We start from the raw sequence: 26,851 nt of genomic DNA on the forward strand, positions 1-26,851 counted from the left end.
ACACTATCTAAATATGTAATGAGTTCCGTCTGGAGCCATTTTTAGTTATGCACCGCGACGTTACGCGCGCCCATTGTGCGGTCATAAATGCCCATCACAACCAGAACCGCTAATGACGGTGGTAACCATGCGAGCCCTTGGCCTGCCAGCGGCAAATGCTCTGTCCATGCAGGCATATGGGAAGACAACGCAGAGCTTTTGAGCGCATCCAAGATACCAAATACCAAGCTAATCACCATTACCGGCGAGAAGACGCGTGGCGCCGAATTCCACCAGCGCAGGGTGAAACTCAACACCACCAGCACGATGCACGGTGGGTAAATCGCGGTCAGTACCGGAATGGAGATTTGAATCAAGTGGCTCAGGCCCAGATTCGATACCACCATTGAGAACAGACCCAGAATAAACACCAATGTACGGTAGCTAAATGGCAAATACTGCGCGAAGAATTCGGCACACGCACAGGTCAGGCCAACCGCCGTTACCATACAAGCAATGAAGATCAATGCGGCTAAGAACAGGCTACCGATACCACCGAAGGTATGCTGAACATAGGCGTGCAAAATCACCGCACCGTTTTGTGCATCTGGTACCAACTCACCGCTGCTCGAACCCAGTTTGAACAGGCTCAGGTAAACCAGCGTTAAGCCGATACCGGCGATCAGACCTGCCCAAATAGTATAACGCGTCAGCAAACGGCTATCGCTTACACCACGGGAACGCGCCGCGTTAACGATAACGATACCAAACACCATGGCACCAAGCGTATCCATTGTCAGATAGCCATTAACGAATCCGCTGGAGAATGGTACCTGCTGATAAATTTCAATCGCTGGAACATGAGAACCGGCAGGCCACAGAACAGCAGCGATACCCAGAACGGCCAGCGCAACAATTTTCAGCGGAGCGAGGATATGCCCAACGGTATCCAGCAATTTGCCCGGGTACAGAGAAATGCCGATCACTAAGGCAAAATACACCAAGCTATAAATCAGCAATGGCGCTGCGCCGTCACCGGTCAGAGGGGCAATACCCAGTTCGAAAGAAACGGTTGCCGTACGCGGAGTCGCAAACAACGGCCCCACGGCGAGGTAGCAAACAGTTGCCAGCAGCAAACCCGCCTTACGGCCAATTGGCGTACTCAGCGCATCGATACCACCGCCGACTTTCGCCAAAGCGACAACGGTGATAACAGGCAAACCTACTGCGGTGATAAGAAAACCGATAGCCGCAATCCAGACATGCTCGCCTGACTGCAACCCTACCATCGGAGGGAAGATGATATTACCTGCGCCAACAAACAGCGCGAAGGTCATGAATCCTAATGCCAGGATATCTTTGGAAGTTAAACGATGAGTCATAATGAGATGTCGTGCTGCCTTATAACAGTTTAAAGAGTTTCAATCGAATAGTGAGCCGCGGAGAAATATCCTTACAGATGAGAGGTATGCAGACAGAAGAAAATAGCGTTTTAGGACGATCGCTTTTTTCTACGTAACTTCATAATTCACATCAACACATAAACGTCGCTCTGCCTTGATTTCATAACCCTGACTTCCCCTGAGAAAAGCCATTGGTGTGGGTTACACCACCCGACAGATGATTACTGTATAAGTTATTAGCTGACGTTATATGGCGACTACATGGATAAGTAAACACGTTCTGGCAGGTAAAAGACAAGAGCTAAATTCACTTGCGGAATCATCATCCAGAGAAAGTTGGCAGACCAGTTAATGATTTGGCATTTTAAGAGTATCACCATACATAAATTGCCCCTTAGAGTGGTGTTCTCTGCGGATGATTGTTCAAAAAGTAATCCACATAAAGAATTTTACACTACCAACACAGAACGCAAAAAAAGAATATATATGGCCATTAAACCGTTAAACTCAGACCAATAAAATTAATACAAATCAAAAAGTTAATTTTTTAAGAAACAAAAATGGCCGTCAGAAAACACTGACGGCCATAAAACGTAGATTTCGTTGAGTTATGGTTTAACTTAGAGAGAAGCGAGAGGTTGCGGCTTTCCTAGCAGATAACCCTGAATATAATCAACACCCAGTGCTTTTAACTGAAACTTCTGTGCTTCATCTTCGACGTACTCTGCAACCACTGAAAGCTTTTTCAGACGCGCAATCTGGCACATTGCCGAGACAATCTGCTGATCGATTGGGCTATCGATCAATTCACGGACAAAGCTACCGTCAATTTTTAAGATATCCGCTTCGATATTCTTTAAACGATCATAACTGGCAAAACCAGTGCCGAAATCATCGATAGCAATTCGACATCCCATCTGACGAAGCTGCGATAGCGTTTTTGCCGTGAGCTCTTTAGGCTGTGTAATATTACTTTCTGTTATTTCGAGGATAATCTGGTAGGCCTCAACCTGATGCTGAGCCAATAAGCGGGAAATATCCTGCACCAACGTTGGTCTAGCCAGCGTTGAAGGGGTAAGGTTGATCGAGAAGCACGCAGCTGGAAGACGCTCACGGTTCAAATTAATAAATTCAAGTGCATGAGCCAGCACCCAGAAATCAACATCGTAATTCAGGCCAAATTCGGCCACGACTGGGAAGAAATCGTTGGGCATGATGATATTGCCATCTTCATCGAGCAGGCGAAGCAAAATTTCGTGATAACGGTCACCGCGAAACCCTTCAATTGGCTGAGCCATCAGCATAAACCGGTCTTTATCCAGCCCTTGCTGAATATGATGCAGCATCGCTACTTTGCTATGAATACCTTGCTGCAAACTCTGCGCATTGAGGTGAGTGGATTCCGCATTCCCCGTAATCAAAGAACGCTCAGCCATAGAGCTTAATTCACCAATCACGTTATAGATATGAGCAAACGGCTGGCGAACCGTGCAATAGCCAATACCATAGTGCAAACGCAACGGTAAACCATTCCACAATAAACGGAATAATTTCATTGCATCATTGAGGCTTTTTAGTGTTTCAGCCGCATTCCGGTTATTGAGGCGCAATACCAAATCATAACTCGGGAGCTGGTATACATCTTCGTCGGACGCCAGCACCTTTTTAATCATGCAGGCTAGCCGTTGCTTATATTCAAGCTTAAGCTGCATTCCATACGTGCGACAAAGCGTGTCAAGATTCGCTATACGCAGGAAACAAACAACCGAGCGTTCATGCTGCTGCAAATCATATTGTAGGCAACGAAGGTTAGGCAATTGAATCACGGGATCGATCATTGATGCCCGCTGAGTCTTTTCATATAGCCGACGCTGGCGCGTATTCACTGCTGCCATCAGAATAATCGTCAGCGTAAACATCACCATCATTGACATGATCAACGCAAGGCTATGAACCAAATTATTCCATTGCACAAAACCGTCATAGTTTAGAAGTAACGTGATCACCGAGGCTGACCACACCAAACTGGTGAGCTGATACCCATAGCGCATCGCGCCAAAGAGCATTAATGGCAGCAATAGGGTTAACGTATAGTCAGTATAAAAAATACTACCATCATCAGTAGCAGGAATAACCAGCACGGTTATCATCGCCACCAGCAGCAACAGCCAGATCTGAATCTCCCATGCAGTGACCCCTTTAGCGAGTTCCTTACGGCAGCGATTCACAATAACGCGCAGAAAACGCGGCTTAAAAACAACACGTAACAGGTAATAGCACGCAGGAACACCAGCGAGACAGGCAAGTACCAATGCTTGGTAGCCAATCAGTGTTCTAATGGAAAACGGAGCTGATGCGGCCATTTTTTCAACGGGTTCAAAAATGCCGAGAGCAACAATAATCTGAATCAGCATCACGAAGATAAGCGGCAAAACAACCACCATCCAAAACAGCCGCGGCAGCATGGTTTGCATGCGGCCAAAGCCACACGACCAACGCCGCCCAACGTGTTTCAGGAAACCGTACCAGCTAATACCCAGAGAAAGTATAAGCGCGGTGGCAACCAGCGCCCCCGGTAAATAGCCTATTTTATGAATATAAAGGCCGAAGGAAACAACGGCCAATGCTGGCATCACACGCCAGCTAAAAATCATTAACAGCGAAAGTGAAATCGCCATGGGTAAGAATAAAAGATAAACGACGCCATCACCCGTTACGAGATGGGGAGATGCAGAAAGGCTAAAGGGTAATAATACAAGGGTAAAAAGCAGGGGAATTCCCCACCAATAATTCAAACGATGCAGTAGATGTTGTAATTGGCTCATGGATTAGACTTCAATAGGTCCCGAGGTCACTCCTTGCTACATGTTCTAACACGGTCATTAAAGCAATTTATAAAATAGAGACCGATGAAAAAACAATGATAATGAAAAGTGGCTTCCTAATCACTCTTTTGAACTCAACCTTTGGAGTTCAGAACGTCAACCCAAGCCCATTGTATGGAAATACATCTGAGAGCGGCCTGAAATATTATGTAACGGTGCATTCTACCTTTTGATAATGATCAAAAAACACTAAATTCAATCATAAATTATGCTTAATCCAGATTTATCCTGTAAAACGCACTCAGCATTCATGACACCTAAAGGTTAAATATTGAACCAATGTTAAACCATCATTTAAAAAGCGACTAAAATGCTAGACGCTTTCAACATCGAAAATTACCCTATCAAACGTTAAGCAGCGTGATGAGATAACTCATTAATAGTATGAATTTTTTTTACCACACGATATCCTATGATTGACGCACGAGCCCGACTATGCCTAAATCAGAGGCTGATATCTCTAAAACGAGATGATTAGACAGCGATGAATATTCATAAATTAAAACGACGCACTAACGTCCACATGACCAAAATTGTATTGCTAATCAGCTTCTTTATTTTGATTGGCCGCTTAGTTTATGCTTCCTTTGGCGCGATATCCCATCATCAGGATAAAAAAGAAAACGCGACGCCAGCGCCAACGGAACAGTCTCAGCCTCTGCAAATGAATACCCCAGAATCACCGTCAACGGATAAAAAAGGGGCATAACCCTAGCCGGACAGCTACTATTTAAGAGTCCAGTTCCCACCTGCAGCTTAATAATTTATAAGAAAAAGGAATTACCTTTCCGATGCCCGTCATTGCAAAAAACAGTGTCAAACAGCGCGCAGAAGATCGCTTCCGCATCCTCCAGTTATTACTCAATAATAAATCGTTATCTGAAGGGATACTTGGCAAGCTTGAAGACCCCTCGCAGCTCAACAACCCCGAACTTCTCGACCAAACAGCTGAAATAAAATCGCTGGTGAATAAACTCCCTGCGCCCGACCTGGCGGATACGCTAGAAGCACTTCCCGCAGAAGAAAGACATGCATTATGGCGTTTGGTTGGAAAAGAAAAGCGCGGCAAAACGCTGGTTGAAGCCTCCGAAAGCGTCTGGGATAGCCTGATCGACGAAATGAGTGACAAAGAGTTACTCAAGGCCCTGCAATCACTCGATATTGATGAACAGGTTTATCTCGGACAATACCTCCCCCGCAATTTGATGGGGCGTCTCTTGACGTCCATGGAGCCTGAGCAACGCGCACAGGTTCGCGAAGTTATTCGCTACGGCAAGCATACCGTTGGCGCAATCATGGACTTCGAAATCATTACCGTGCGCCCTGATATTTCTCTCGCTACCGTGCAGCGCTTCTTACGTATGCGAGGAACCATTCCGCTTAACACGGATAAACTGTTTGTCACTGACCGCACTAATCGTCTGCTCGGTGAACTGTCTTTAACCACGGTCTTGCTGAATAAACCTGAGGCGCGGGTTAGTGAGGTCATGGACAAAGACCCTGCCACTTTTGATCCTGAAGATAATGACGAAGATGCAGCGCGCACCTTTGAGCGCGATGACTTACTCAGCGCTGCCGTTATTGATGGCAAAGGCAAGCTGATGGGACGCCTCACCATCGAAGATATCGTTGATGTGGTTTATGAAGAAAGCGACACTGACTTACGCCGTATGGGTGGTTTGAGCGCCGAAGAAGACGTTTTCGCTCCCGTAACAAAAGCGGTCAAAACCCGTTGGGCATGGCTGGCCATCAACCTATGTACGGCCTTTGTGGCTTCGCGCGTCATCGGCTTATTTGAGCACACTATTTCGCAGTTGGTGGCGCTTGCAGCGCTGATGCCAATAGTGGCGGGGATCGGCGGTAACACCGGAAATCAAACTATCACCATGATCGTTCGTGCCCTAGCCTTACAGCACATTCAAGCAGGGAATGTCTCATTCCTATTACTACGCGAGCTGGGTGTGGCGCTGATTAATGGTGTGGTTTGGGGCGGCATTATGGGCATTGTCACTTTTTTGCTTTACCACAATGCAGCGATGGGTGGCGTCATGACGCTGGCAATGGTGCTAAATTTACTCATGGCGGCGTTAATGGGTGTCATTATCCCGATGACCATGATGCGTTTTGGCCGTGATCCTGCCGTGGGTTCTAGTGTGCTTATTACCGCGATCACCGACACCGGCGGATTCTTTATTTTCCTTGGTTTGGCAACCCTATTCTTGCTTTAGCTTTTGTTTCAACATCTCGCCAGATTTTAAGCTAGCGCACACGTTATTCTGTTAACTTGTGTGCTACAGCTCAATACCGAATCAGAGATAAATCAAAATTCATTTGCTATGCTAATTAATGTTGCACAAGATGACATTTAGACTAATATTCGTGAAAATGTTAGCGCAAGAAATATCAGATAAATTAATATATTGAACGTGTCATTTACACGTCACTAAGGCAGGGGTATGGATGTCAGTTTAGATGTTGGCGATGAAAAAAAGCCCTACTTTATTGTGACCCTCACCATTTTCGCCGGTCTAATTTACCTGCTTGCCTGCTTCTGCATCACACTTACTCAGCACGACACCAATCTGGCTTCTCTGTGGTTCCCCACGGCGGCGACCATTGCCTTTTTATTCCACCATAGAAAGCATCAATGGCCTTTTATACTGATCGCGGCTCAGCTAGCGACCATGGCAGCCAACTGGACATTTTTCCCCATCAGTCTTTTTTCGATTCAGCTCGCCCTGATTAATCAGGTTCAAGCCGTGGTCTGCACCTTGCTGTTGAGCCGCTTCTTGAACCACAAATCGCCGATAAACGGCCTCTACACTTGGCTCCGATTCGTTATTTGCAGCGTGATACTTGCGCCGCTATTTAGCGCAATGTTAGCCGCCACCATTGTTTCGCTGCACGGGCTTGCGCCATTCAACCAGATCTTTGGCGTCTGGTTTATGTCAGAATCAATCAGCGTGATGGCACTCACGCCGGTGGGCCTTCTTTATTATCGTGGTTTTTGGCGTAAGAGCCTGAATGAGCGAACGCTGACAGAAAGCATCATGATCATAGCGATTGCGATGGTTTCCTGCTTTTATGCCATGCAGTACCTGCCCTTCCCCTTCACTTTCGCCATTATTCCCATGCTTTGGGCCGCGATTCGCTTACCGCTGCTACAGGCTTTCACCAGTTTTTTATGTGTGATTATCCTGCTGGCAATCATGATGGCCTATCACGTAGTCGATATACGTTCGGCCTACCCTTCAGTGAATGATGTACTGGTTTATACCCCGCTTCTCCTAGTGCTATTGCCCGTTAACTCGGTTGCTGTACTGATGCACGCATTCCGCTTAGAGCGCGACCACATCGAAGAAAGCGAAACTCGTTTTCGCAACGTTATTGAATTTTCAGCCATCGGTACCGCGTTGGTTGCTCTTGATGGCCGCTGGATCCAGGTAAACCCTGCGCTTTGCCAGATGCTGGGCTATCCTGCTCGCACGCTAACCGACATGACGTTTCAAGACATCACGCACCGTGACGATTTGGAGTCCGATCTCAGCCAGCTAAGCGCTTTAGTTGAAGGCAAAATCAGCAGCTACAGCATGGAAAAACGCTACTTACACAGTTCAGGCACCAGCATTTGGACTCTGCTCAGCGTCTCCTTAATTCGCGACCCGCAAGGCGAACCGCTGTATTTTGTATCGCAAATCAAAGACATCAGCGAAATAAAGAATAACGAAAGATACAAACAACAGCTTTTAGACAAACTGCATGAAGAAAAAGAGCGTCTGCATATCACCTTAACGTCGATCGGCGATGCGGTAATCAGTACCGATAGCTTGATGCGCGTGACGTTTATGAACCCTGTGGCAGAAAAGATGACCGGCTGGACACAAGAGGAAGCGCTCGGTTTGCCTATCGACAATATCGTACATTTATACGACGGCATTGATGGTGACAGCGTCTACCCGCTACGTACCGATGAGAATAGTCATACCAGACGTGCCGAAGATCGTCTGATCCTCAAAAATTTGCAAGGCGCACATTTCGATGTGCAGAGTAGGGTCTCCGAGCTCACCGCCATTAACGGAAACTTAATGGGCTATGTGCTGGTGTTCCAAGATGTCAGCGAATCCCGAGAACTGCTACGCAAACTCTCTTATAGCGCATTGCATGACCCTCTTACAGGGCTCCCGAATCGAGTGAGCTTTGAACAGGCGCTTAAACGGGCCCTCCGTCAGGCCGTGGAGGAAGAACGCACCCATGCGCTGATATTCCTCGATCTTGATCGGTTTAAAGCCGTCAACGACAGCGCTGGCCATGCCGCGGGCGATGCCCTATTGCAAAAAATCAGCCAACTCATGCATTCAAATATCCGTACTCAGGATATATTGGCTCGTCTGGGCGGCGATGAATTTGCCTTTATCCTCATCGATTGCGAAGCAGACAAAGCCAAAGAGATCATTACACGCGTCATCAATCAGATAAATGACTACATCTTTGAATGGGAAGGAAAACTTCATCGCGTTGGGGCTAGCGCAGGCATGACGCTTATCAACATAGGCAATGCACTAGCTGTCGATTTGATGAATCAGGCCGATATTGCGTGTTACACCGCGAAGCACAGCGGACGTGGCAAATTGATGAGCTATGAACCCAAACACAAGCAGCACATAAACTATGGCAAAGGGTTGCTTAGCGCAGAAGAAATTGATGATATTTTGACTCAAAACCGCATCAACATTCAGGCCCAGGGGATTGCTCCGCCGAAAACGCCCCAGTCGATTGCTTTTTATAATCTCGAACTTATTCCTCATAGCACCGCGGGCATCAACATTTTACCTGAGCTATTTCAGGAGTCCTGCTTCCAAAACCATCGTAGAGAAGAGATCGATCGCTGGATGCTGCGTGAAGTGCTTGAGAACCAAGCACAAGCATTAAAAAGCAAAGGAATCAGCATAGCTATCCCTGTTGCCACCAGCAGCCTGTGCAACCCAACATTTACCACACAAATGTTTGAGATGATTCAAGCTTCACAGCTTCCTCCTACTCGATTGCTGATTAGAATACCTGAAAGCGCTCTCAACGAAGATTACGCACATGCACAGCCAGCTCTCAATACGCTCACTGAGTTGGGCTGTCGCTTGATCGTTGAAGACTTTGGTCGCAATCTCAGCGTGACTGAACGTTTGCAGTCAGTCAAAATCGAATATGTCATGATCACACCAACGCTTATCACCAACGTACATTGCAACCAAATGGATGAAGTTCTGGTTTCGATCATCCACGGAAATGCATGGCGACACGGCGCACAGACTATCGCAGGACCTGCAGATATACAGGCCTCCTTGCTTACCCTCGATAGCATCAAAATCGACTTAACATTTGGCAATATGATTCAAGAAGTTAAACCGCTTTCGTCCGTTCTCCAGGGCGGATATTTCGGCATTAACTAAAGCGGAATATCGGCGCCCTCTCGCTTCAAAAGCCAGGCTTTCCTATCAATGCCGCCCGCATAACCGGTCAATTTCCCCGAAGATCCAATCACCCGATGGCACGGGATCACGACCGACCACGGATTATGACCGATCGCCTGAGCAACGGCCCGCACGCCCTTAGGGTTACCCACTTTCAGAGCCACAGCCATATAGGTACAGGTTTCGCCGCACGGAATCTCACTCAGCGCCTGCCATACAGCCTGTTGGAATGGCGTGCCACGCACCGCTAGCGGGAAATCAAAGCCATCGTTTTCACCGGAAAAATAAGCCTGTAGCTGCTGACGTGCACGTTCAAGCACGGGATGATTATTGAGTTCCTGATGCTGACGAAAATCAGGCAGATATTTTTGCCCGTCAAAATAGACGCCATGTACAAAGCTATCATCAAACAAGATAAACATCTGGCCCTGAGGCGTTTTAAACTGGCTGTAATTCATCAACATGTCTCCATTGTCCAAGCGTCGTTATGCCAAAGATGTAAATTGGCATAGGCCCGCCATGGCCGCCATCGTTCGGCATATTTCACAATTTTACTCGGCGTCATCTGCGGGAAACGCTGTTTAATCAGATAATCGCCCTGCAAGAAAGCATCTGGCCAGCTCCATGCGCGCATCGCAATATAGGTGGCGGTCCAACTGCCGATCCCCGGAATAGCTGTGATAGCAGCAATACTCCCTTCAATATCCAGAACATCTTCTAAGATCAGACGTCCCTCGCTCACCTCGTGCGCCAAACGCACAATACTAGCAGCACGTTTAAGCGGGATGCCGATGGTTTTCAGCTCTTCCGCAGAAAGCGCAGCCAACCGATTAGCATTAGGGAATATGGCATTCAAACCTTCTAACGGCGTTTCGACGAAATCCCCCCACCGCTCAGCAATCGCCGAAGCAAATTTCGCCGCCATTTTTACACTCACTACCTGCCCTAAAATAGCGCGTACCGACTGTTCAAACGCATTCATGCACCCCGGCAAACGCAACCCTGGATTGTGCATGGCAAGCTTGCCTAAGCCTTCAGCAATAGCCTGTGGGTCCGCATCTAAATCTAACAATTGACGAACTCGGCGCAGCACTTCTGGCGCATGGGCCGTTAAAGAACTCGAAATCTGTACGTTAACCCGACATCGCGACTCATCAGGATGCAAAGCAATCCATCCCGAATCCTGCCCCACGCGCAACGTGCGCTGATACTCTCCTTCCACCGTCACCTTATCTACACCCGCCACACAACGTGTCTGCAAAAACCCTAGCATCCAGCCCCAATCATAAGGAGGACGATAGCTGACCGACAGCATGAGACCTTCTTCTTGTTTCGCCTTATTGGCGCGCAAAGAGCTGGGCGTCATTCGATACCTCGCACTAAATAGTTCATTGAAACGACGCAGGCTGCCAAACCCCGCGCTAAATGCGACTTCTTCTAGTGGCAACTGGCTATCCATTAAAAGCCGTTTAGCCTGTAGCAAGCGATAAGACTGTGCATACTCAATCGGGGAAGCACCAAAATGCTCGGCGAAAACCCGTCGTAGCTGGCGATCCGAAATACCGAGACGCGACGCTAACGCTTCACAACTGTGCTGCGTTAAATAGCCCTGCTCAATCAACTGAACCGCAACCTGTATGTAGCGATTAGAGAGATCGACGATAGATAGCCCAGGGGCAAGCTCTGGGCGACACTTTAAACAAGGACGATAACCATCACGTTCAGCTGCCGCCGCGCTCGGATAAAAATGACAGTTCTCCGCTTTCGGCGTGCGCGCCCCACATACCGTACGGCAATATATTTTTGTTGATGAAACGCCAACAAAAATACGCCCATCAAATTTGGGATCGCGTGCTTTTAATGCGGCATACCAGATTTCATGATTACCGTTCATATTTTCCCCCGCTTCTTCTGTATACAGCTTATCTTTAATTATCCGTCCTGACTCGCGGAAATCGGACATTGATATCACAACAAAATTGGCATCAGCATGCGCTTAAAAAGGAATGACGGGAGGAGTTCATTGATGAAAACGGCACAATAGAGTAAAGTCGCCGCCCTTCATGGCATGGGGAACGCAGGAGAACATATGTTTATTGGATTTGATTACGGTACCGCAAACTGCTCCGTCGCAGTCATGCAAGGTAACCAACCTGAATTACTACCGCTTGAGCAGGACTCTCCGTATCTGCCCTCAATGTTGTGTGCGCCCACGCGTGAAGCAGTAAGCGAATGCTTACATCGCCATTGGCAAGTGCCCACTGGCAGCGATGAAAATCAGCAATTGCTGCGCCGTGCAATAAATTTTAATCGGGAAGAGGATATTCCCGTCACCGCAGACAGCCTACAGTTTGGCTTAAAGGCGCTAAGCCTGTATGTAGAAGATCCTGAAGAGGTCTACTTCGTCAAATCACCAAAGTCATTCTTGGGTGCCAACGGCTTAAAACCTCAGCAAATCGCGATGTTTGAGGATTTGGTGTGCGCTATGATGTTCCACATCAAGCGTCAGGCAGAAAGCACGCTGAATCAATCAATTACCCAAGCGGTTATTGGACGCCCGGTCAACTTTCAAGGTACCGGCGGCGAAGACGCCAACGCGCAGGCGCAAGGTATTCTTGACCGTGCCGCACACCGCGCAGGTTTTCAGGATGTGACTTTTCAATTTGAGCCGGTTGCCGCGGGGCTAGATTTTGAAGCAACGCTGAATGAAGAGAAAAAAGTGCTGGTCGTTGATATCGGCGGGGGTACAACCGACTGCTCTGTGCTGCTGATGGGGCCACAGTGGCGCGATCGTACCGATCGTCATGAGAGCCTGCTTGGGCACAGTGGCTGCCGCGTGGGCGGTAACGACTTGGATATCATGCTGGCCTTTAAACAGCTAATGCCGCTGTTGGGCGCGGGCGGCGTCACCGAAAAAGGCACCGCACTACCGGCCTTACCTTACTGGAATGCGGTCGCCACCAACGACGTTCCCGCACAAAGCGATTTTTACAGCACAGCAAATGGCCGCATGTTACGCGATCTGATCCGTGATGCCGCTGAGCCTAACAAGGTTGAACTTCTGCTGAAAGTTTACCAGCAGCGTTTAAGCTACCGCTTAGTACGTAGCGCGGAAGAGAGCAAAATTGCGCTTTCTCATCAGGATAGCATCAGCACGACGCTGGATTTCATCGCCAACGGTTTGGTACAGCACCTCAACGTTCATGAATTAGCCGAAGCTATCACTCAGCCTCTCGAACGCATTCAGGAACAGGTTAGCAGTGCCTTGACCGTCAGCAACATTACGCCTGATGTCATCTATCTAACCGGAGGAAGTGCTCGCTCACCTCTGATTCGTGATGCGTTGGCGCGTCAGCTACCGGGGATCCCTATCGTCGGCGGCAATGATTTCGGCTCGGTCACAGCCGGCCTAGCACGCTGGGCGCAGCGCATTTATCGCTAAGCGTAAGTAAATACCAACTTACTCATGAAATATGGCACCTATTGAACATCATCTGTAGGTGCCACGTTTTTTGTCTGCTGTGCAGCGGCGTCAAGGCGCTCAGTCAAACGGCGAATCGCTTCCGTGAGTGCCTGAATCTCTTTCTCTTTCAACAAATCGATTTTTTCATGCAACAACTCGATTTCTAGCTCAGCTTTCACGTTAATCTCAAAATCATTTTCCGCCCTTTTTCTATCCATATCACTTTGCCGCGTTTGGCTCATCATAATGGCGGGTGCCGTATAGGCTGCCTGAAATGAAAGCAGCAAATTCAAGAGGATAAATGGGTAGGGATCCCACGCATTATGGCCAAACCATGCATTACCAACCATCCAGCACGCTAGCAAAATGCTTTGGATAATGATAAACCGCCACGAACCAATCACGCTGGTAACGCCATCGGCCATACGTTGGCCTAGCGTTAGAGTAGGCACCGATGCACCTGCTACATTCGCGACCTTTTTCTGATTCAGGAACTTCTCTCGACGTAAACGACGTGATTCACGTAGCTTTTGTAGTAATGAGTTATCGTTAATATTCATGGAGTTTCTCTGTATCAAACATCAGTAGCTTTCATCGTAGAGCAATTGAACCGATGACAGGATACTCCCACTTTGGCAACGACATCTGAATTCGTCAAACATGAGTCCGCAAAGTCGATAAAAAAAGACAAATCAGGCATCTATTCTCATTTGCGTTACATGATTCAAATCACGAATTAAGATTGAAATTTAGTTCTTCAGTGAATGATTAAGGGCAAAATCGGTTGTGAATTTGTTAGCTTTTTGGGCATGTTTTTTGCCGGAGCTAAATAAAACGAAAAAATAGCACGAAAAGCAAAAAAGAAAGGCCTCAAGTACGCTTAGACATCTTGTCAGATTGCCCCCCGTGGGGCAAAATACGCGCCCTGCAAATGGCCGATGTATAAAATGACATCGGTTATTTTTTTGCATCAGGTAATGAGTTTTATAACTGAGGCCGGCTTAAAACCGGACATGATAATCGCTATTAAGCGGCACATTTAGCCGCGCTACTACTGAGGAAACTTAGATGGGGCAATCATTCGCTTTCGCGCCGGGATTCACTGGCATGCGCTGCAGCAGCAGCGACTACGGGGCTGGAGCTTCTTTCTCCGCTCGTGCTTCTTTTACATCTCCCCTGTCCGAATATTATTCAATTTTTAGTAGTCTCTTCACACGAAGTTTTCCTGTGATCTCTCCGCTTTGCGCAACATCGAACCAAAAAGTCGAGAGCATGGGAGGACTGCGTCATGGCGATTAATACCGCACCTCAAAAACGTGTCGAACTCCGTAAAACATTGACGCTTGTACAAGTCGTCATGATGGGGTTGGCCTATCTGCAGCCGATGACCATTTTTGATACCTTTGGTATCGTTAGCGGTCTCACCGATGGCCACGTTGCTACATCTTATGCTATTGCTCTGATTGCAGTGCTGTTCACTGCGGTTAGTTACGGAAAGCTGGTTAAGCGCTTCCCGTCAGCTGGCTCAGCCTATACTTACGCGCAGAAGGCGATTAGCCCGCACGTCGGTTTTATGGTGGGTTGGTCTTCTCTGCTTGATTATCTGTTCATGCCGATGATCAACATTTTGCTGGCTAAAATTTACCTTGAAGCGATTTTCCCAGGCGTACCGTCTTGGATCTTTGTGGGTGGTTTAGTCACGCTGATGACCCTGTTTAACCTACGAGGCATTAACCTCGTTGCAAACTTGAACTCCATCATTGTGGTGATTCAGGTTGCTATCATGGTTATCTTCTTGGGTCTGGTTATCCACGGTATTTACGGTGGTGAAGGTGCCGGTACGCTTATCAGCAGCCGTCCATTCATCTCTGAAAACGCGCATGTGGTGCCAATGATAACCGGGGCGACGATACTCTGCTTCTCGTTCTTGGGCTTTGACGGTATCAGTTCATTGTCCGAAGAAACGCCAGATGCAGGGCGCGTTATCCCGAAAGCGATTTTCCTGACTGCGCTGATTGGCGGTGTGATCTTTATCGTGGTGTCGTACTTCTTGCAGTTGTACTTCCCAGATATTTCACGCTTCGCTAATCCAGATGCATCACAGCCAGAAATCATGCTGTTTGTCGCAGGCAAGTTCTTCCAGTCCATCATTCTGGTGTTCTCCTGCGTCACCGTGCTGGCTTCAGGTATGGCTGCACACGCCGGTGTTTCTCGCCTGATGTACGTTATGGGCCGCGATGGCGTGTTCCCTGAGCGTCTGTTCGGATACATTCATCCGAAATGGCGTACCCCGGCATTCAACGTGCTGTTGGTCGGTTGCATTGCCTTGTCAGCAGTATCGTTTGATCTGGTGACGGCTACGGCGCTGATTAACTTTGGTGCTCTGGTGGCGTTTACTTTCGTGAACCTGTCAGTTATCTCTCAGTTCTACATTCGTGAAAAACGTAATCGTACGCTGAAAGACAACATCAACTATCTGCTGCTGCCGGTATTAGGTGCCGCAACCGTTGGTGTACTGTGGGTGAACTTGGAAGAGAGCTCTATGACGTTAGGCCTGATTTGGGGCGCTATCGGTCTGGGTTACTTAACCTTCCTGACTCGCCGCTTCCGTCAGCCGCCTCCGCAGTATGACGCTGAAGTCGCTCAGTAAAAACTCAACCTGATAAACTAAAAAGCCCGTTCACTGAACGGGCTTTTTTATATCTCTCTGCCAACGAGTAAATACGCCTACAGACGCTTACTCATGCGCGCATTTTCAAGCTGCTGTCCGCCCACCTCAACGTTTTGGCGATAAACCACCTCAAAACCATAGCGCGTAAAGAAAGGCTGAGCCGTCAGACTGACATAGGCATAAATTTCAGGAAGATTGCGCGTCTGTGCTCGTTGTAGGATTTCATCCATCATCACTCGAGCGATGCCCTGATGCGCAAATGCAGCCGCCACATAGAAATGATCGATTAACCCATCTGGCTGCAAATCGAAATATCCAGCGATCTCACCGTCGACTAAGGTTACGGTTGGTTGGATACGTTCGAGCACCTGTAGCCAATATTTAGGATCCGCGCTAGCCTGAATCCATGCCGTACGCTGAGCGAGGTTATATTCACCCACGGTGAGTTGAGAAACCGCAGACTCATACACTAGCCGCAAAGAAAGCGCATCAGAATGATCAAACAGGCGAAATTGAATCTGCGGCATTAGACTAGGCCTTGGTAGCCAGCATAACGCTGGAGGCTTTAATCAATGCAATTACGCGACTGCCAGCGCTTAGCGCCATTTCCTCTGCGCTTTCGTTGGTAATAACGGAAGTCAATTCAATGCCCTGATCGGTTTTCACATGCACCGTTGAGTTCACCGCACCTTTAAGAAAAGCACTCACTTCACCGGCGAATTGGTTGCGAGCAGAAAATACTAAACCACAATCTTCTGAAGCTAAAATAACCCAAGGTGCTTTGATTAACGCGACGGCTTCTTTGCCTGTAGTTAGGCCCATAGCTTGTTTGCTCGCATGAGTAACAACTGCTACGATTTTCGCGCCACCGTTTAAGGTCAATTCAACCTCGTCATTAACGGCTCCATCCGCGACTGCTGAAATGACGCCACTTAATTGGTTGCGTGCTGAAACAGACATTTTGCTCTCCTTGATTAAACAAACTGCATTGAAGAAATAATGGTTTAGACTCTATAAATTACGTAACATCAAGGAGCTAGGTCATGAGTTCACATTGATGTTGCTTGAAATAAACGAATCTACATCAGTCTTTAATACTAACAGAAGTTAATCGTAACAACAGAGACCAACCCGATCTATTCAGCCTGTCGCTTCAGCACCGAAGAAAACTTCGTCTGCGCGGCGTGAGCGTTCATAGCCGGAATAATAATATTCCTGTAAACCCCGATCTTCACTGCCGTGGAAAAAATCAGCAATAGCATCCCGCTCCAGCCCGTAGTCACGCGCTAGCTCACCCGCTCGGCAAGCAGCCATGTAACGGTTATCCACCCGCTTGCCAAAGCTGTGCGCAAATCCACAAACAAAACCACGCCGATAATCGAAGCAGTGCTGGCTCATCTCATTGGCCGATTTAGGTTCATAGGCCCTTACTCCATCCATCACACCTTCGCCAAAATGATTTTTCACATCATCCTCCACGACTCTTTCACCATGAGAGATAACCTCAATAAATTGCTATTATTGAGCAAATAGCAATCGTTATATAAAACATTATACAACGATTATATAAATAAAAGGTATACCCTTCGCGAGGTAGGCTAAAGACAAGTCTGAGAATCAAATGGGGAGTAATTCAAGTGTATGACGATCATCGTTCAACCGAGTATAATCACGCGCTTGATTCGAGAACCGCATCATAACGCTATTCTGTAATCACAATATTCTGTTATTACTCAATTTTGTCACGACTATATAGGGGAAGAAAATGGCTGATGAGTTTGACAACGCCAGTGCACTGGAAGAATTAGAGCGTGACCTCGCTCTTGCGAACCGCCAAAAGACACAAATGCCATTTACCGGTATGTGCTATAACTGCCACGAAAAAATTGAAAGTGGCAACTTTTGTGACAAAGACTGCTGTGAAGACTGGCAGAAAGCACAATGGGCTAAGTCACAACGGCAGCGTTAATATTTTGGTTAATATCAAAAATATAACATACAATTTTACTAAACTAACGGGAAGGTCAGAGATGTCATCAACGCCAGCCGAAGTGTGTTATCACGTCAATAAGACGATCACTGTTGAACAGTTTTCACAATTGTTGTCAGAAACAACACTGGGCCCACGACGCCCGTTAGATAACCCAGAATGTTTGGCAGGGATGTTAGAACATTCAGATATCTTAGTCACTGCATGGGCTGGTGAGCGCCTGATTGGCATCGCTCGTTCAGTGACGGATTTCAACTACTGCTGCTACTTATCCGATCTCGCGGTATCAGAGTCGGTTCAAAAGAGCGGCGTAGGTAAAGCATTAATACAGATGACGTGTCGCCAGCTGAAACCTAGCTGCAAAGTTATTCTGCTGGCAGCACCACTCGCACAGGAATATTACCCACGCTTGGGTTTTGATCAACATCCAAGTGCCTGGACCTGTACCGCCGAAAGTCTCATCTAATTTCCCGCCAAACCCTATTTCAATCACAAATTCATTATAAACATCTGCTCTGTGAATGATTTGTGATTGAAAACTGATCGCGCTCAATACTCGGTTTTTCCTGATTGTTAATCTATTATTTCGGATTTTTAATTGATTGACGCTTATGGAAAAGCATGATGCTTGAGCAATACCTGAATATTTTTTTTCGCGCTGTTTTTGTCGAAAACATGGCTCTAAATTTCTTTTTAGGCATGTGTACGTTTTTGGCTGTTTCAAAAAAAATCGAAACGGCATTTGGGCTTGGACTCACCGTCACCGTATTATTAGCCGTTGCTACACCGCTAAATAATCTCATCTATAACTATCTACTCAAAGACGGCGCTTTAATTGAAGGCCTTGATTTAAGCTTCCTCGACTTTATTACCTTTATCGGCGTTCTTGCCGCACTGGTGCAAATATTAGAAATGATATTGGATCGTTTCTTACCTGCGCTACACCACTCGCTGGGTGTATTTCTACCGCTTTTAACCATTCACTGCGCAATTTTTGGCGCAACCATATTTATGGTTCAGCGTGAATATAACTTCACCGAGTCATTTGTATATGGCACCGGGTGTGGGCTTGGCTGGCTACTTGCGATTGTCGCGATGGCAGGTCTGCGAGAAAAAATGAAGTACTCAAATATCCCCGAAGGGATGCGCGGATTAGGCGCAGTGTTTTGCACGGCAGGCTTGATGTCACTGGGATTTATGTCTTTTGCTGGTATCAATCTTTAAGCTATCTGGAAACTCAATTAGCCATAAGTGCGAAACGACACATCAATTGTACAGGAATGCGTCATTTGTATGACTTATCGAGCATAATGTGAGCAGCATCACAATGAAACACCGTTTTGAAGTATAAAAAGGATCTATACCAATTCATATTTCAAGGCAAAGCTCATGACTACGACTGTAAAAAATTATATCTCAGACAATAAATCAACTATCGACACTCTTGTTCTACGCTTTTGCTGGGGCGTAGCAGCGCTCGGTGTTGTCGCCTGTGTGTTGCTAACCAAAATGTATTGGTAAATGAATTCCTAGATTTTACTCTTAGCCAAAAAAATCCCCAAGTGAGGGGATTTTTTTGCTGCATTAAGCTAACAATATTTTCTGTAGCTCGTTTAACGAGCTCACTTGATAGCTTGGCGAAATACCGTCCGGCAAAGCTGCACCGGTCGTATTCAGCCAGCAGGTATCAATGCCTGCATTGATACCGCCCAAGATATCTGAGTGAGGGTTATCACCCACCATCAAAATTCGTTCTTTTGGCGGATAATTCATCTGTGAGAACGCATATTCAAAGATCCCAACGTCTGGCTTCGCAATCCCCACTTGCTCAGAGATCACCAGTGCAGAGAATGCATCCTTCATCCCAGTTCGCTCTAAGCGCACCGTTTGCAGTTGGGTAAAACCATTAGTAATAATCCCCATATTGGCCTTACCGCTCAGCGCATTCACTAGCTCTCTGGCACCTGGCAATACATCACAGATATCAGCCATCGCCTGTAAAAATGCGTTATTGATTTGGCATGCTGTTACGCCTAAGCGCTGAGCCCAAAGCTCGAAACGCGTGATCTGTAGCTGTTGTGCGTTAATACGGCCATCTTGATAATCCACCCACAGTGGCTGATTAACCGCCTGATACTCTGCATAATCCTGATCGGTAAAATCAACGTTAAAACGAGAGAACATCAGCTTTAAACCTTGAAAAGCATCAAACCGGAACAACGTCTCATCAGCATCAAAAAGAACCCAACTGTATTTCATGGTACTCGCCTCTCTCGTCATTTTTCTTTTCGCTAACTAAACACTGAAAATATCAGGCTTAAAATTCGGGGCTTAGAATAGCGTAAACCCCGAACATTCGCTTAATAAATGGTTCGGGGTTTAGTGTTTAATTAAACTAATTTATGGGTTAATTAGGCGTAGAGAGAAGTATCTCCAACAGGCCGTGTTTTAAATCGGCGATGCAGCCATAAATATTGTTCTGGCGCGCGCAAAATTTCTTTCTCAATCACGCTATTAATAAATTCAGCGGCTGCTTGTTCATTATCGTAAGGATAATCTTTCAGACCGGGCTGAATAATAAGGTGATAGCCGCTACCATCTGGCTTACGAATCAACACCGTTGTCAGCAGAATAGGCTTAGCGAGTTTAGCGATAGTAAAGGTGCCGTTTGTGGTTGCCGCTTTTTTGACAGCGAAGAATGGAGCAAACGAACTTCCCTTCGGTCCGAAATCTTGGTCTGGAGCAAACCACACAGCCTCACCGGCTTTAAGGGCATGAACCATACCGCGCAGGTTACGACGATCAATCATCGCTTTATTAGAGCGAGAGCGCCCGCGAGTTTGAACATACTCCATCACTTTATTATTGTGCTTGCGGTACATCGCCATCATAGGACGACACAGCCCCATCACGCGCCCGCCCAGCTCCAGCGACATAAAGTGTACGCCAATCACCATCACGCCACGGTTTTCCGCTAGGGCCGCATTGAGGTTCTCAATCCCACTCACATCAAACCACTTCTTGATACGCGCATCAGACCAAAACCATGCCATACCGGTTTCTAACAGCCCGATACCTAAAGACGTAAAATTATCCGTTACGCGAGCATCAAGCTCTTCAGGTGACAAATCAGGGAAGCACAGCTCGAGGTTACGTCGTGCAATTGTGACACGGCGTTTCAGGAAACGTTTGGAGATACGGCCCATCGCTCCGCCAAGACGGCGAATGACAGGGTAAGGTAATTGGACCAATAAATATAACAAGCCTAAACCGAACCACAGCGACCAATGGCGCGGGTGCAGTAAGCTTGTTGAAAAACCTGAGTGTTTCACAATAGACCTTCTTTCTTTATACATAGCAGTTTGCGTATCGCATAAAGAAGAATTTATCTATAGCGGTACATATAATCTTTGACTCACTGCGTTTGATTAAGTTGCAGCAAAAATAAAACTTAATGAATTTTATTTTATTCGCACAGCAGATTTATCTTATCTGTCTTAATTTTCAGAATGATACTAGATTTACAAATATTAACGTTGAGAATACATAACCAGACAAAATAAAACGGGTCCTGAATAAACAGGACCCGTTCTAATTAAATGATTACCGGTTTAGCAATTTATGGTTGCCCAAAATCGCAAACTCTGGTGGTCACTTAAAAGCAATATTACAGAGCTACAACGTTAGCTGCTGAAGGACCTTTCTGGCCGTTTTCAACAGTGAACTCAACACGCTGGCCTTCGTCCAGAGTTTTGAATGCGGTGCTCTGGATTGCAGAGAAGTGAACGAAGATGTCTTTGCTGCCGTTGTCTGGAGTGATGAAGCCGAAACCTTTACCAGCGTCAAACCATTTTACTAAGCCAGTCATTTTATCAGACATGATATTTCCTAATATATTTAAAGTAGAGTCGCCGCTCTCGGGCGAAAAAGGTCTGTTCTATCAGAGGACGTACGGGAGCACTAAAGAAGGAAATTCATGAGCGAAGTGATACACATCGCTAAACAAAGAACTGCTTTACTAAAATGTCTTTCATACTGGTTCTGCATTACAAACCGAGAGCATTAACTCATGTTTGGTAGTTTTACGCAAGCACTATCACGAGACAATCTCGAGAATTTTCTCAAAAGAGAAAAAAGACAATAAAATCAAAGAAACAAAACCACGTTTTTTTATTCAAAAATAATCATAACAATAGAAATAATTTCTGATGTGAGCATGTAGCAAAAAACAATCTGCTCTATTACGTAATCATCCTCAATCGCGATTAGGTGTCTCTAACAAGCAAAATGCATGCTGAGATCTTCAGCATGCATTCATTAGGTGACTTATTTTAAGAGCATAAATAGCTTTAATTATAAGATTCGATCAGCGCTATGTTTTCTTGGCTAAGCATTTTTTTATCGGAACGCATTATGCCCAGTGCGATATCAAATAAGCACAGCATAAACGGAAGTTCGTAAAGTTCCTCAAGTAAATCCTGATAATGACTATCTCTAATAAATATCGGTGCGAATAATCGATGATGTTCAATCGTATCTGAAATAAGAAAACACACCACCATCAATAATACGCTCCACAGTGGTATACTTTGATGTTTTATTCTTTCTACAATCTCTTTACGTAATGCAGGTAATAATAGCATTAATATTAAGGTGCCAATTAAAATAACGGAAATTATTCTAAAATAAATTTTAGGTGTTTCGGGAAAAAAATCTCGGCCCCAGCTAATCCCACGACCAAACAACACGATCCACCATACTGTCGCCCAGCACCAGAAGGCCTTTGGGCGTGGGGCAAGCGTTAAAGGCTTCATATAGAACCATGTAAAGATCGCCCCAAAAAGCAACCAGGCTGATTGTACATCTTCAATAACCTGCACCACCACACCGTGAGCTAAGGGGAGTTTAAACAACGCTAGGAAAGGAAAAGTGACGGCAATGATAGCGAGAACTGCCGTAGCAGGAGAAAGTGTTTTATTTATATTCATAGGAATATTCATGGCATATTAAGATCTATTTATTGTGCAGTCCTATCAATTTAACAATGCTTTGTCAGTGATATTTTTCAATTTGTGCTTAGGCATATATATTGACCAAGAAACATTATTTTTATTTATCGCAGTAAAAATTCAGCACAAATTGCTTATCTAAAATATGTCCAATAAACAACTCACTGAACCAATGCAGTTGATATTTTAGACATAGGAATAAAAATACGCACTTTATGTAAAGAATAAAATAAGTTCTTTTAACGCGACAATATATAGAGATTTTGATCTATTCCTCGCTCTCGCTTTGGCACAAAGCCGCATCACCTAATGCAATTAATTCATCCAGTAAACTCGTTAGTTGAACCATCTTCTCCGTTGAAAATGCCCTCTCAATCGCCTGATATCCTTCTTCAACCTGAGAACGCGCTTTCTCATAAAGGCTTTTGCCTTCAGGAGTGAGTGAAACATACAGTTTGCGCTGATCGCTTATCGGCTTTAAACGAAGAATAAGACCATCCCTTTCCATACGCGTCAAAATGCCGGTCAAGCTCGGGCGAACAATGCAGGTTTTACAAGAAAGCTCATGAAAATCAATTGAATTATCGACTGCTAACACTCGAATAATGCGCCATTGTTGTTCCGTGAGATTATGGCTTTTCAATATTGGACGAAAAAAACCCATCGCAGTTTCCCGCGCCTGTAGCAGGGCAATAGTCAAAGATTCATGCATAGATTCACACTCTCAAGAAAATCTAACCAAGGCCATCCCTCGGTACATTTTAGGCATTCTACATGTACTTATCATGAGTTCAAATTGAAACTAATTAATAACTAAATAATTATTCATCTAGACTAGATTTGTTTCATTAAAGTTTCAAATAAATAATATTAAAAATACACAAAAAGACTAACAATATGATTTTTAATACAATTAAAAACAATTATGTAAAAACATTGTTACTAAGATCACACTTCAGGCTGATTTTATTGCCTAAATGTTAAACAAGGATTAAAACATGATCATTAACATATTAATAAAAAACATTTCTCATACCGACACGACCATTTGCAAAGGAGTCGTTCATGAAAGGCACCATCTTTGCCGTTGCGCTCAATCACCGTAGCCAGACAGAAGCTTGGCTCGATGCATTTCAGCAACCGCCTTATCAAACACCACCCAAAACCCCAGTTTGGTTTATCAAACCTCGCAATACCGTTATCCACGGCGGCGATTCAATCCCTGTTCCACAGGGAGAAAGAGTACAAAGCGGAGCCACCATTGCGCTGGTCGTTGGAAAAACTGCCCGTAAAATCGCCATCGCTGACGCCGCAGATTACATTGCGGGCTATGCGCTGGCTAACGATGTGAGCTTGCCAGAAGAGTCCTTTTATCGCCCAGCCATTAAAGCTAAATGCCGCGACGGTTTCTGTCCGCTAGGCGAACTAGTCCCTCTGTCCCACGTTGATGCCGTCGATATCATCACCGAAATCAACGGCAAAGAAGCCAACCGCTGGACAACCGCCGACCTGCACCGCAGCGCCGCAGAACTCCTGTGTGCTCTGAGCGACTTCGCCACTCTACAACCGGGCGATGTCATTTTATTAGGAACTCCCCAGCAACGCGTTGATATCCAGCCAGGCGACAGCATCACCATTAAAGCGGCAGGCCTGCCAACGCTTGAAAACAGCGTATGCCTACAGTTCAAAAGGACGGGAGAAACCGCATGAAACACGCTCGCATTCGCCATCAAGGACAAGATTTTAACGTCACTATCGACGAACAGCACCGCGTCTGCTTACCCAACGGCAACAAAATTCCGGCTGATGAAGTGCAATGGTTACCCCCCGTTGAAGGCACGCTATTCGCGTTAGGCCTGAACTACGCCGATCACGCCGCTGAGTTGGCTTTTAAAGCCCCAGAGGAGCCCCTTATTTTTATCAAGGCGCCGAACTCTTTAACCGGCCACCAGCAAATATCAGTTCGCCCCGATAACGTTGAATATATGCACTACGAAGCCGAACTCGTGGTTGTTATTGGCAAGCGGGCATTTCAGGTCACGCCGGATGAAGCCATGGACTACGTTGCCGGTTATACCGTGTGTAACGATTACGCTATTCGTGATTATTTAGAAAACTACTACCGCCCTAACCTGCGCGTGAAAAGCCGCGACACACTAACGCCCATCGGGCCTTGGATCGTTGATAAAGCAGACATCCCCGATCCGCATAATTTAACGCTCAGCACCTATGTTAACGGCGAGCTACGCCAGCGCGGCACCACCGCCGACCTCGTGTTCGATATCCCATTCCTAATCGCTTATTTAAGTGAATTTATGACGCTACAACCGGGCGACATGATCGCCACCGGCACGCCAAAAGGTCTGTCTGATGTAGTGCCAGGCGATGAAGTTATCGTGGAGGTTGAAGGCGTTGGGCGCCTGATTAACCGCATTATTAGCCAAGCCGAATATGAGGAGAGCCTGCGATGAAAAAAATAAACCATTGGATCAACGGTAAAAACGTTGCCAGCAAACAGTATTTTGAAACCACGAATCCGGCTAATGGCGAAGTATTAGCGGAAGTGGCCTCTGGCAGCGAAGAAGAGATCAATCTCGCCGTGGCAGCCGCGAAAGAGGCGTTCCCTAAATGGGCCAATCTACCAATGAAAGAGCGGGCGCGTTTAATGCGTCGTTTAGGTGAATTGATTGACGAAAACGTCCCAGAAATTGCTGCCATGGAAACCGCGGATACGGGTCTGCCGATTCATCAAACTAAAAATGTGCTGATCCCGCGTGCTTCGCACAATTTTGAGTTTTTTTCTGAAATCTGTCAGCAAATGAACGGCAAAACCTATCCCGTCGACGACAAAATGCTCAACTACACCCTCGTTCAGCCCGTCGGTGTTTGCGCGCTCGTTTCGCCGTGGAACGTCCCGTTTATGACCGCAACATGGAAAGTCGCACCCTGCTTAGCACTTGGCAATACTGCGGTGTTGAAAATGTCTGAACTTTCCCCCCTGACCGCCGATCGCCTAGGCGAATTAGCGCTTGAGGCTGGAATTCCTGCGGGCGTGCTTAACGTCGTTCAAGGATATGGCGCCACGGCGGGTGATGCGTTGGTTCGCCATCACGACGTACGCGCTATCTCTTTCACCGGTGGTACTGCGACCGGCCGCAACATCATGAAAAATGCAGGCCTGAAAAAATACTCCATGGAGCTAGGCGGCAAATCACCTGTGCTGATTTTTGAAGATGCCGACATCGAACGCGCCTTAGATGCGGCTTTATTCACCATCTTCTCCATTAACGGCGAACGCTGTACCGCAGGCTCACGCATTTTCATTCAGCAGAGCATCTATCCCGAGTTTGTTAAACGCTTTGCCGAACGCGCTAACCGCCTACGCGTTGGCGATCCACAAGATCCCAATACCCAGGTTGGCGCACTCATCAGCCGCCAGCATTGGGAAAAAGTATCCGGCTATATCCGCTTAGGCATTGAAGAAGGCGCCACGCTGCTTGCTGGCGGCCCAGATAAACCGAGCGATCTACCCGCCTCGCTTAAAAACGGCAATTTCTTACGCCCAACCGTATTGGCTGATGTTGATAACCGCATGCGCGTGGCACAGGAAGAAATATTTGGCCCCGTTGCCTGCCTGATGCCCTTCAAAGATGAAGCCGAAGGGCTGCGCTTGGCCAACGACGTGGAGTACGGATTGGCCTCCTACATCTGGACGCAGGACGTTAGCAAAGTACTGCGACTGGCGCGCAGCATCGAAGCGGGCATGGTGTTTGTTAACACGCAGAACGTACGCGATCTTCGCCAACCTTTCGGCGGCGTCAAAGCCTCTGGGACCGGACGCGAAGGTGGGGAATACAGCTTTGAAGTCTTTGCTGAAATGAAGAACGTCTGTATCTCAATGGGCGATCACCCCATCCCTAAATGGGGCGTATAGCACCACTTCCCCAGCGCTCACGCTGGGGCCTCCGCAATGTATTAAAACGAGA

At 46.6% G+C, this 26,851-nt stretch carries 22 protein-coding genes and 1 pseudogene; 10 read left to right on the forward strand and 13 right to left on the reverse strand.

Annotated elements, in window-relative coordinates:
• Positions 1-41 precede the first annotated feature (41 nt).
• Both brnQ and CPY98_RS15490 read right to left on the reverse strand, forming a co-directional pair.
• Positions 42-1,361 carry a branched-chain amino acid transport system II carrier protein gene (gene brnQ / locus CPY98_RS15485; protein ID WP_040044325.1) on the reverse strand — a complete coding sequence of 440 codons (1,320 nt, stop codon included), beginning with the start codon at positions 1,359-1,361 and terminating at the stop codon, positions 42-44.
• 641 nt (positions 1,362-2,002) lie between these two features.
• Entirely contained in the window at positions 2,003-4,207 is a 2,205-nt protein-coding gene (locus CPY98_RS15490; RefSeq protein ID WP_043495045.1) for an EAL domain-containing protein, read from the reverse strand.
• A gap of 544 nt (positions 4,208-4,751) precedes the next feature.
• Between CPY98_RS15490 and CPY98_RS15495 the strand changes: the two genes are divergently transcribed.
• From CPY98_RS15495 to CPY98_RS15505, 3 genes are all read left to right on the forward strand, one after another.
• Positions 4,752-4,976: a YfgG family protein gene (locus tag CPY98_RS15495; protein ID WP_025800059.1), complete on the forward strand. Its 225-nt coding sequence runs from the start codon at positions 4,752-4,754 to the stop codon at positions 4,974-4,976.
• A gap of 82 nt (positions 4,977-5,058) precedes the next feature.
• Complete coding sequence (mgtE, locus tag CPY98_RS15500; protein ID WP_025800060.1) at positions 5,059-6,495, forward strand: magnesium transporter; 1,437 nt, start codon at positions 5,059-5,061, stop codon at positions 6,493-6,495.
• Positions 6,496-6,723: 228 nt separating this feature from the next.
• Entirely contained in the window at positions 6,724-9,711 is a 2,988-nt protein-coding gene (locus CPY98_RS15505) for a PAS domain S-box protein (protein WP_096388347.1), read from the forward strand.
• Here the strand turns inward: CPY98_RS15505 and CPY98_RS15510 are convergent.
• Together CPY98_RS15510 and alkA are read right to left on the reverse strand one after the other, a co-directional pair.
• Complete coding sequence (locus CPY98_RS15510) at positions 9,708-10,190, reverse strand: methylated-DNA--[protein]-cysteine S-methyltransferase (RefSeq protein WP_096388349.1); 483 nt, start codon at positions 10,188-10,190, stop codon at positions 9,708-9,710. The two genes, CPY98_RS15505 and CPY98_RS15510, sit on opposite strands and share 4 nt — an antisense overlap.
• Positions 10,190-11,626, reverse strand: coding sequence for a DNA-3-methyladenine glycosylase 2 (gene alkA, locus CPY98_RS15515; RefSeq protein ID WP_043495061.1), 1,437 nt, complete (start codon positions 11,624-11,626; stop codon positions 10,190-10,192). The genes CPY98_RS15510 and alkA overlap by 1 nt, the downstream gene beginning before the upstream one ends.
• A 195-nt stretch (positions 11,627-11,821) precedes the next feature.
• Between alkA and yegD the strand changes: the two genes are divergently transcribed.
• Positions 11,822-13,174 (forward strand): molecular chaperone, encoded by a 1,353-nt coding sequence (gene yegD / locus CPY98_RS15520; RefSeq protein ID WP_096388351.1) that lies wholly within the window; start codon positions 11,822-11,824, stop codon positions 13,172-13,174.
• Between the two features lie 38 nt (positions 13,175-13,212).
• Here the strand turns inward: yegD and CPY98_RS15525 are convergent, their stop codons facing one another.
• A complete protein-coding gene (locus CPY98_RS15525; protein WP_043495058.1) occupies positions 13,213-13,755 on the reverse strand; it encodes a DUF1003 domain-containing protein in 543 nt (180 codons plus the stop codon).
• A gap of 728 nt (positions 13,756-14,483) precedes the next feature.
• Between CPY98_RS15525 and CPY98_RS15530 the strand changes: the two genes are divergently transcribed.
• Positions 14,484-15,845 carry an APC family permease gene (locus CPY98_RS15530; protein ID WP_096388353.1) on the forward strand — a complete coding sequence of 454 codons (1,362 nt, stop codon included), beginning with the start codon at positions 14,484-14,486 and terminating at the stop codon, positions 15,843-15,845.
• A gap of 77 nt (positions 15,846-15,922) precedes the next feature.
• On the opposite strand, the gene CPY98_RS15535 is transcribed toward CPY98_RS15530, so the two are convergent.
• From CPY98_RS15535 to CPY98_RS15545, 3 genes are all read right to left on the reverse strand, one after another.
• Positions 15,923-16,393, reverse strand: coding sequence for a GNAT family N-acetyltransferase (locus tag CPY98_RS15535; protein WP_096388355.1), 471 nt, complete (start codon positions 16,391-16,393; stop codon positions 15,923-15,925).
• A 4-nt stretch (positions 16,394-16,397) separates the two neighbouring features.
• On the reverse strand, positions 16,398-16,826 hold the full coding sequence (locus CPY98_RS15540; protein ID WP_096388357.1) for a molybdopterin-binding protein: 429 nt from the start codon (positions 16,824-16,826) through the stop codon (positions 16,398-16,400).
• Positions 16,827-17,006: 180 nt separating this feature from the next.
• On the reverse strand, positions 17,007-17,333 hold the full coding sequence (locus CPY98_RS15545) for a DUF2623 family protein (RefSeq protein WP_040044316.1): 327 nt from the start codon (positions 17,331-17,333) through the stop codon (positions 17,007-17,009).
• A gap of 298 nt (positions 17,334-17,631) precedes the next feature.
• On the opposite strand from CPY98_RS15545, the gene CPY98_RS15550 reads away from it, so the two are divergent.
• From CPY98_RS15550 to nqrE, 3 genes are all read left to right on the forward strand, one after another.
• Positions 17,632-17,835 carry a hypothetical protein gene (locus CPY98_RS15550; protein ID WP_004095514.1) on the forward strand — a complete coding sequence of 68 codons (204 nt, stop codon included), beginning with the start codon at positions 17,632-17,634 and terminating at the stop codon, positions 17,833-17,835.
• Between the two features lie 61 nt (positions 17,836-17,896).
• Positions 17,897-18,322, forward strand: coding sequence for a GNAT family N-acetyltransferase (locus CPY98_RS15555; RefSeq protein WP_096388359.1), 426 nt, complete (start codon positions 17,897-17,899; stop codon positions 18,320-18,322).
• 158 nt (positions 18,323-18,480) lie between these two features.
• Positions 18,481-19,080: an NADH:ubiquinone reductase (Na(+)-transporting) subunit E gene (nqrE, locus tag CPY98_RS15560; protein WP_025800077.1), complete on the forward strand. Its 600-nt coding sequence runs from the start codon at positions 18,481-18,483 to the stop codon at positions 19,078-19,080.
• A gap of 360 nt (positions 19,081-19,440) precedes the next feature.
• Here the strand turns inward: nqrE and yjjG are convergent, their stop codons facing one another.
• From yjjG to hpaR, 5 genes are all read right to left on the reverse strand, one after another.
• The gene (gene yjjG / locus CPY98_RS15565; RefSeq protein WP_096388361.1) at positions 19,441-20,115 is read right to left on the reverse strand and encodes a pyrimidine 5'-nucleotidase; all 675 of its coding nucleotides are present in this window, start codon (positions 20,113-20,115) and stop codon (positions 19,441-19,443) included.
• Positions 20,116-20,267: 152 nt separating this feature from the next.
• Complete coding sequence (gene lpxP / locus CPY98_RS15570) at positions 20,268-21,188, reverse strand: kdo(2)-lipid IV(A) palmitoleoyltransferase (protein ID WP_046358880.1); 921 nt, start codon at positions 21,186-21,188, stop codon at positions 20,268-20,270.
• A 335-nt stretch (positions 21,189-21,523) separates the two neighbouring features.
• Positions 21,524-21,736: an RNA chaperone/antiterminator CspA gene (gene cspA, locus CPY98_RS15575; RefSeq protein WP_004095506.1), complete on the reverse strand. Its 213-nt coding sequence runs from the start codon at positions 21,734-21,736 to the stop codon at positions 21,524-21,526.
• 469 nt (positions 21,737-22,205) lie between these two features.
• Positions 22,206-22,844, reverse strand: a complete 639-nt coding sequence (locus tag CPY98_RS15580; RefSeq protein ID WP_046358879.1) for a hypothetical protein — start codon at positions 22,842-22,844, stop codon at positions 22,206-22,208.
• 289 nt (positions 22,845-23,133) lie between these two features.
• Positions 23,134-23,577: a homoprotocatechuate degradation operon regulator HpaR gene (gene hpaR, locus CPY98_RS15585; RefSeq protein WP_025800084.1), complete on the reverse strand. Its 444-nt coding sequence runs from the start codon at positions 23,575-23,577 to the stop codon at positions 23,134-23,136.
• 353 nt (positions 23,578-23,930) lie between these two features.
• Here hpaR and CPY98_RS21145 point away from each other — a divergent pair.
• Together CPY98_RS21145 and hpaE are read left to right on the forward strand one after the other, a co-directional pair.
• Positions 23,931-25,336: pseudogene (locus CPY98_RS21145) on the forward strand (fumarylacetoacetate hydrolase family protein).
• The gene (gene hpaE / locus CPY98_RS15600) at positions 25,333-26,799 is read left to right on the forward strand and encodes a 5-carboxymethyl-2-hydroxymuconate semialdehyde dehydrogenase (protein ID WP_025800089.1); all 1,467 of its coding nucleotides are present in this window, start codon (positions 25,333-25,335) and stop codon (positions 26,797-26,799) included. The pseudogene CPY98_RS21145 and the gene hpaE overlap by 4 nt, the downstream one beginning before the upstream one ends.
• Positions 26,800-26,851 lie beyond the last annotated feature (52 nt).

It is taken from the genome of Hafnia sp. CBA7124, assembly GCF_002355555.1.
Lineage (GTDB): Bacteria > Pseudomonadota > Gammaproteobacteria > Enterobacterales > Enterobacteriaceae > Hafnia > Hafnia alvei.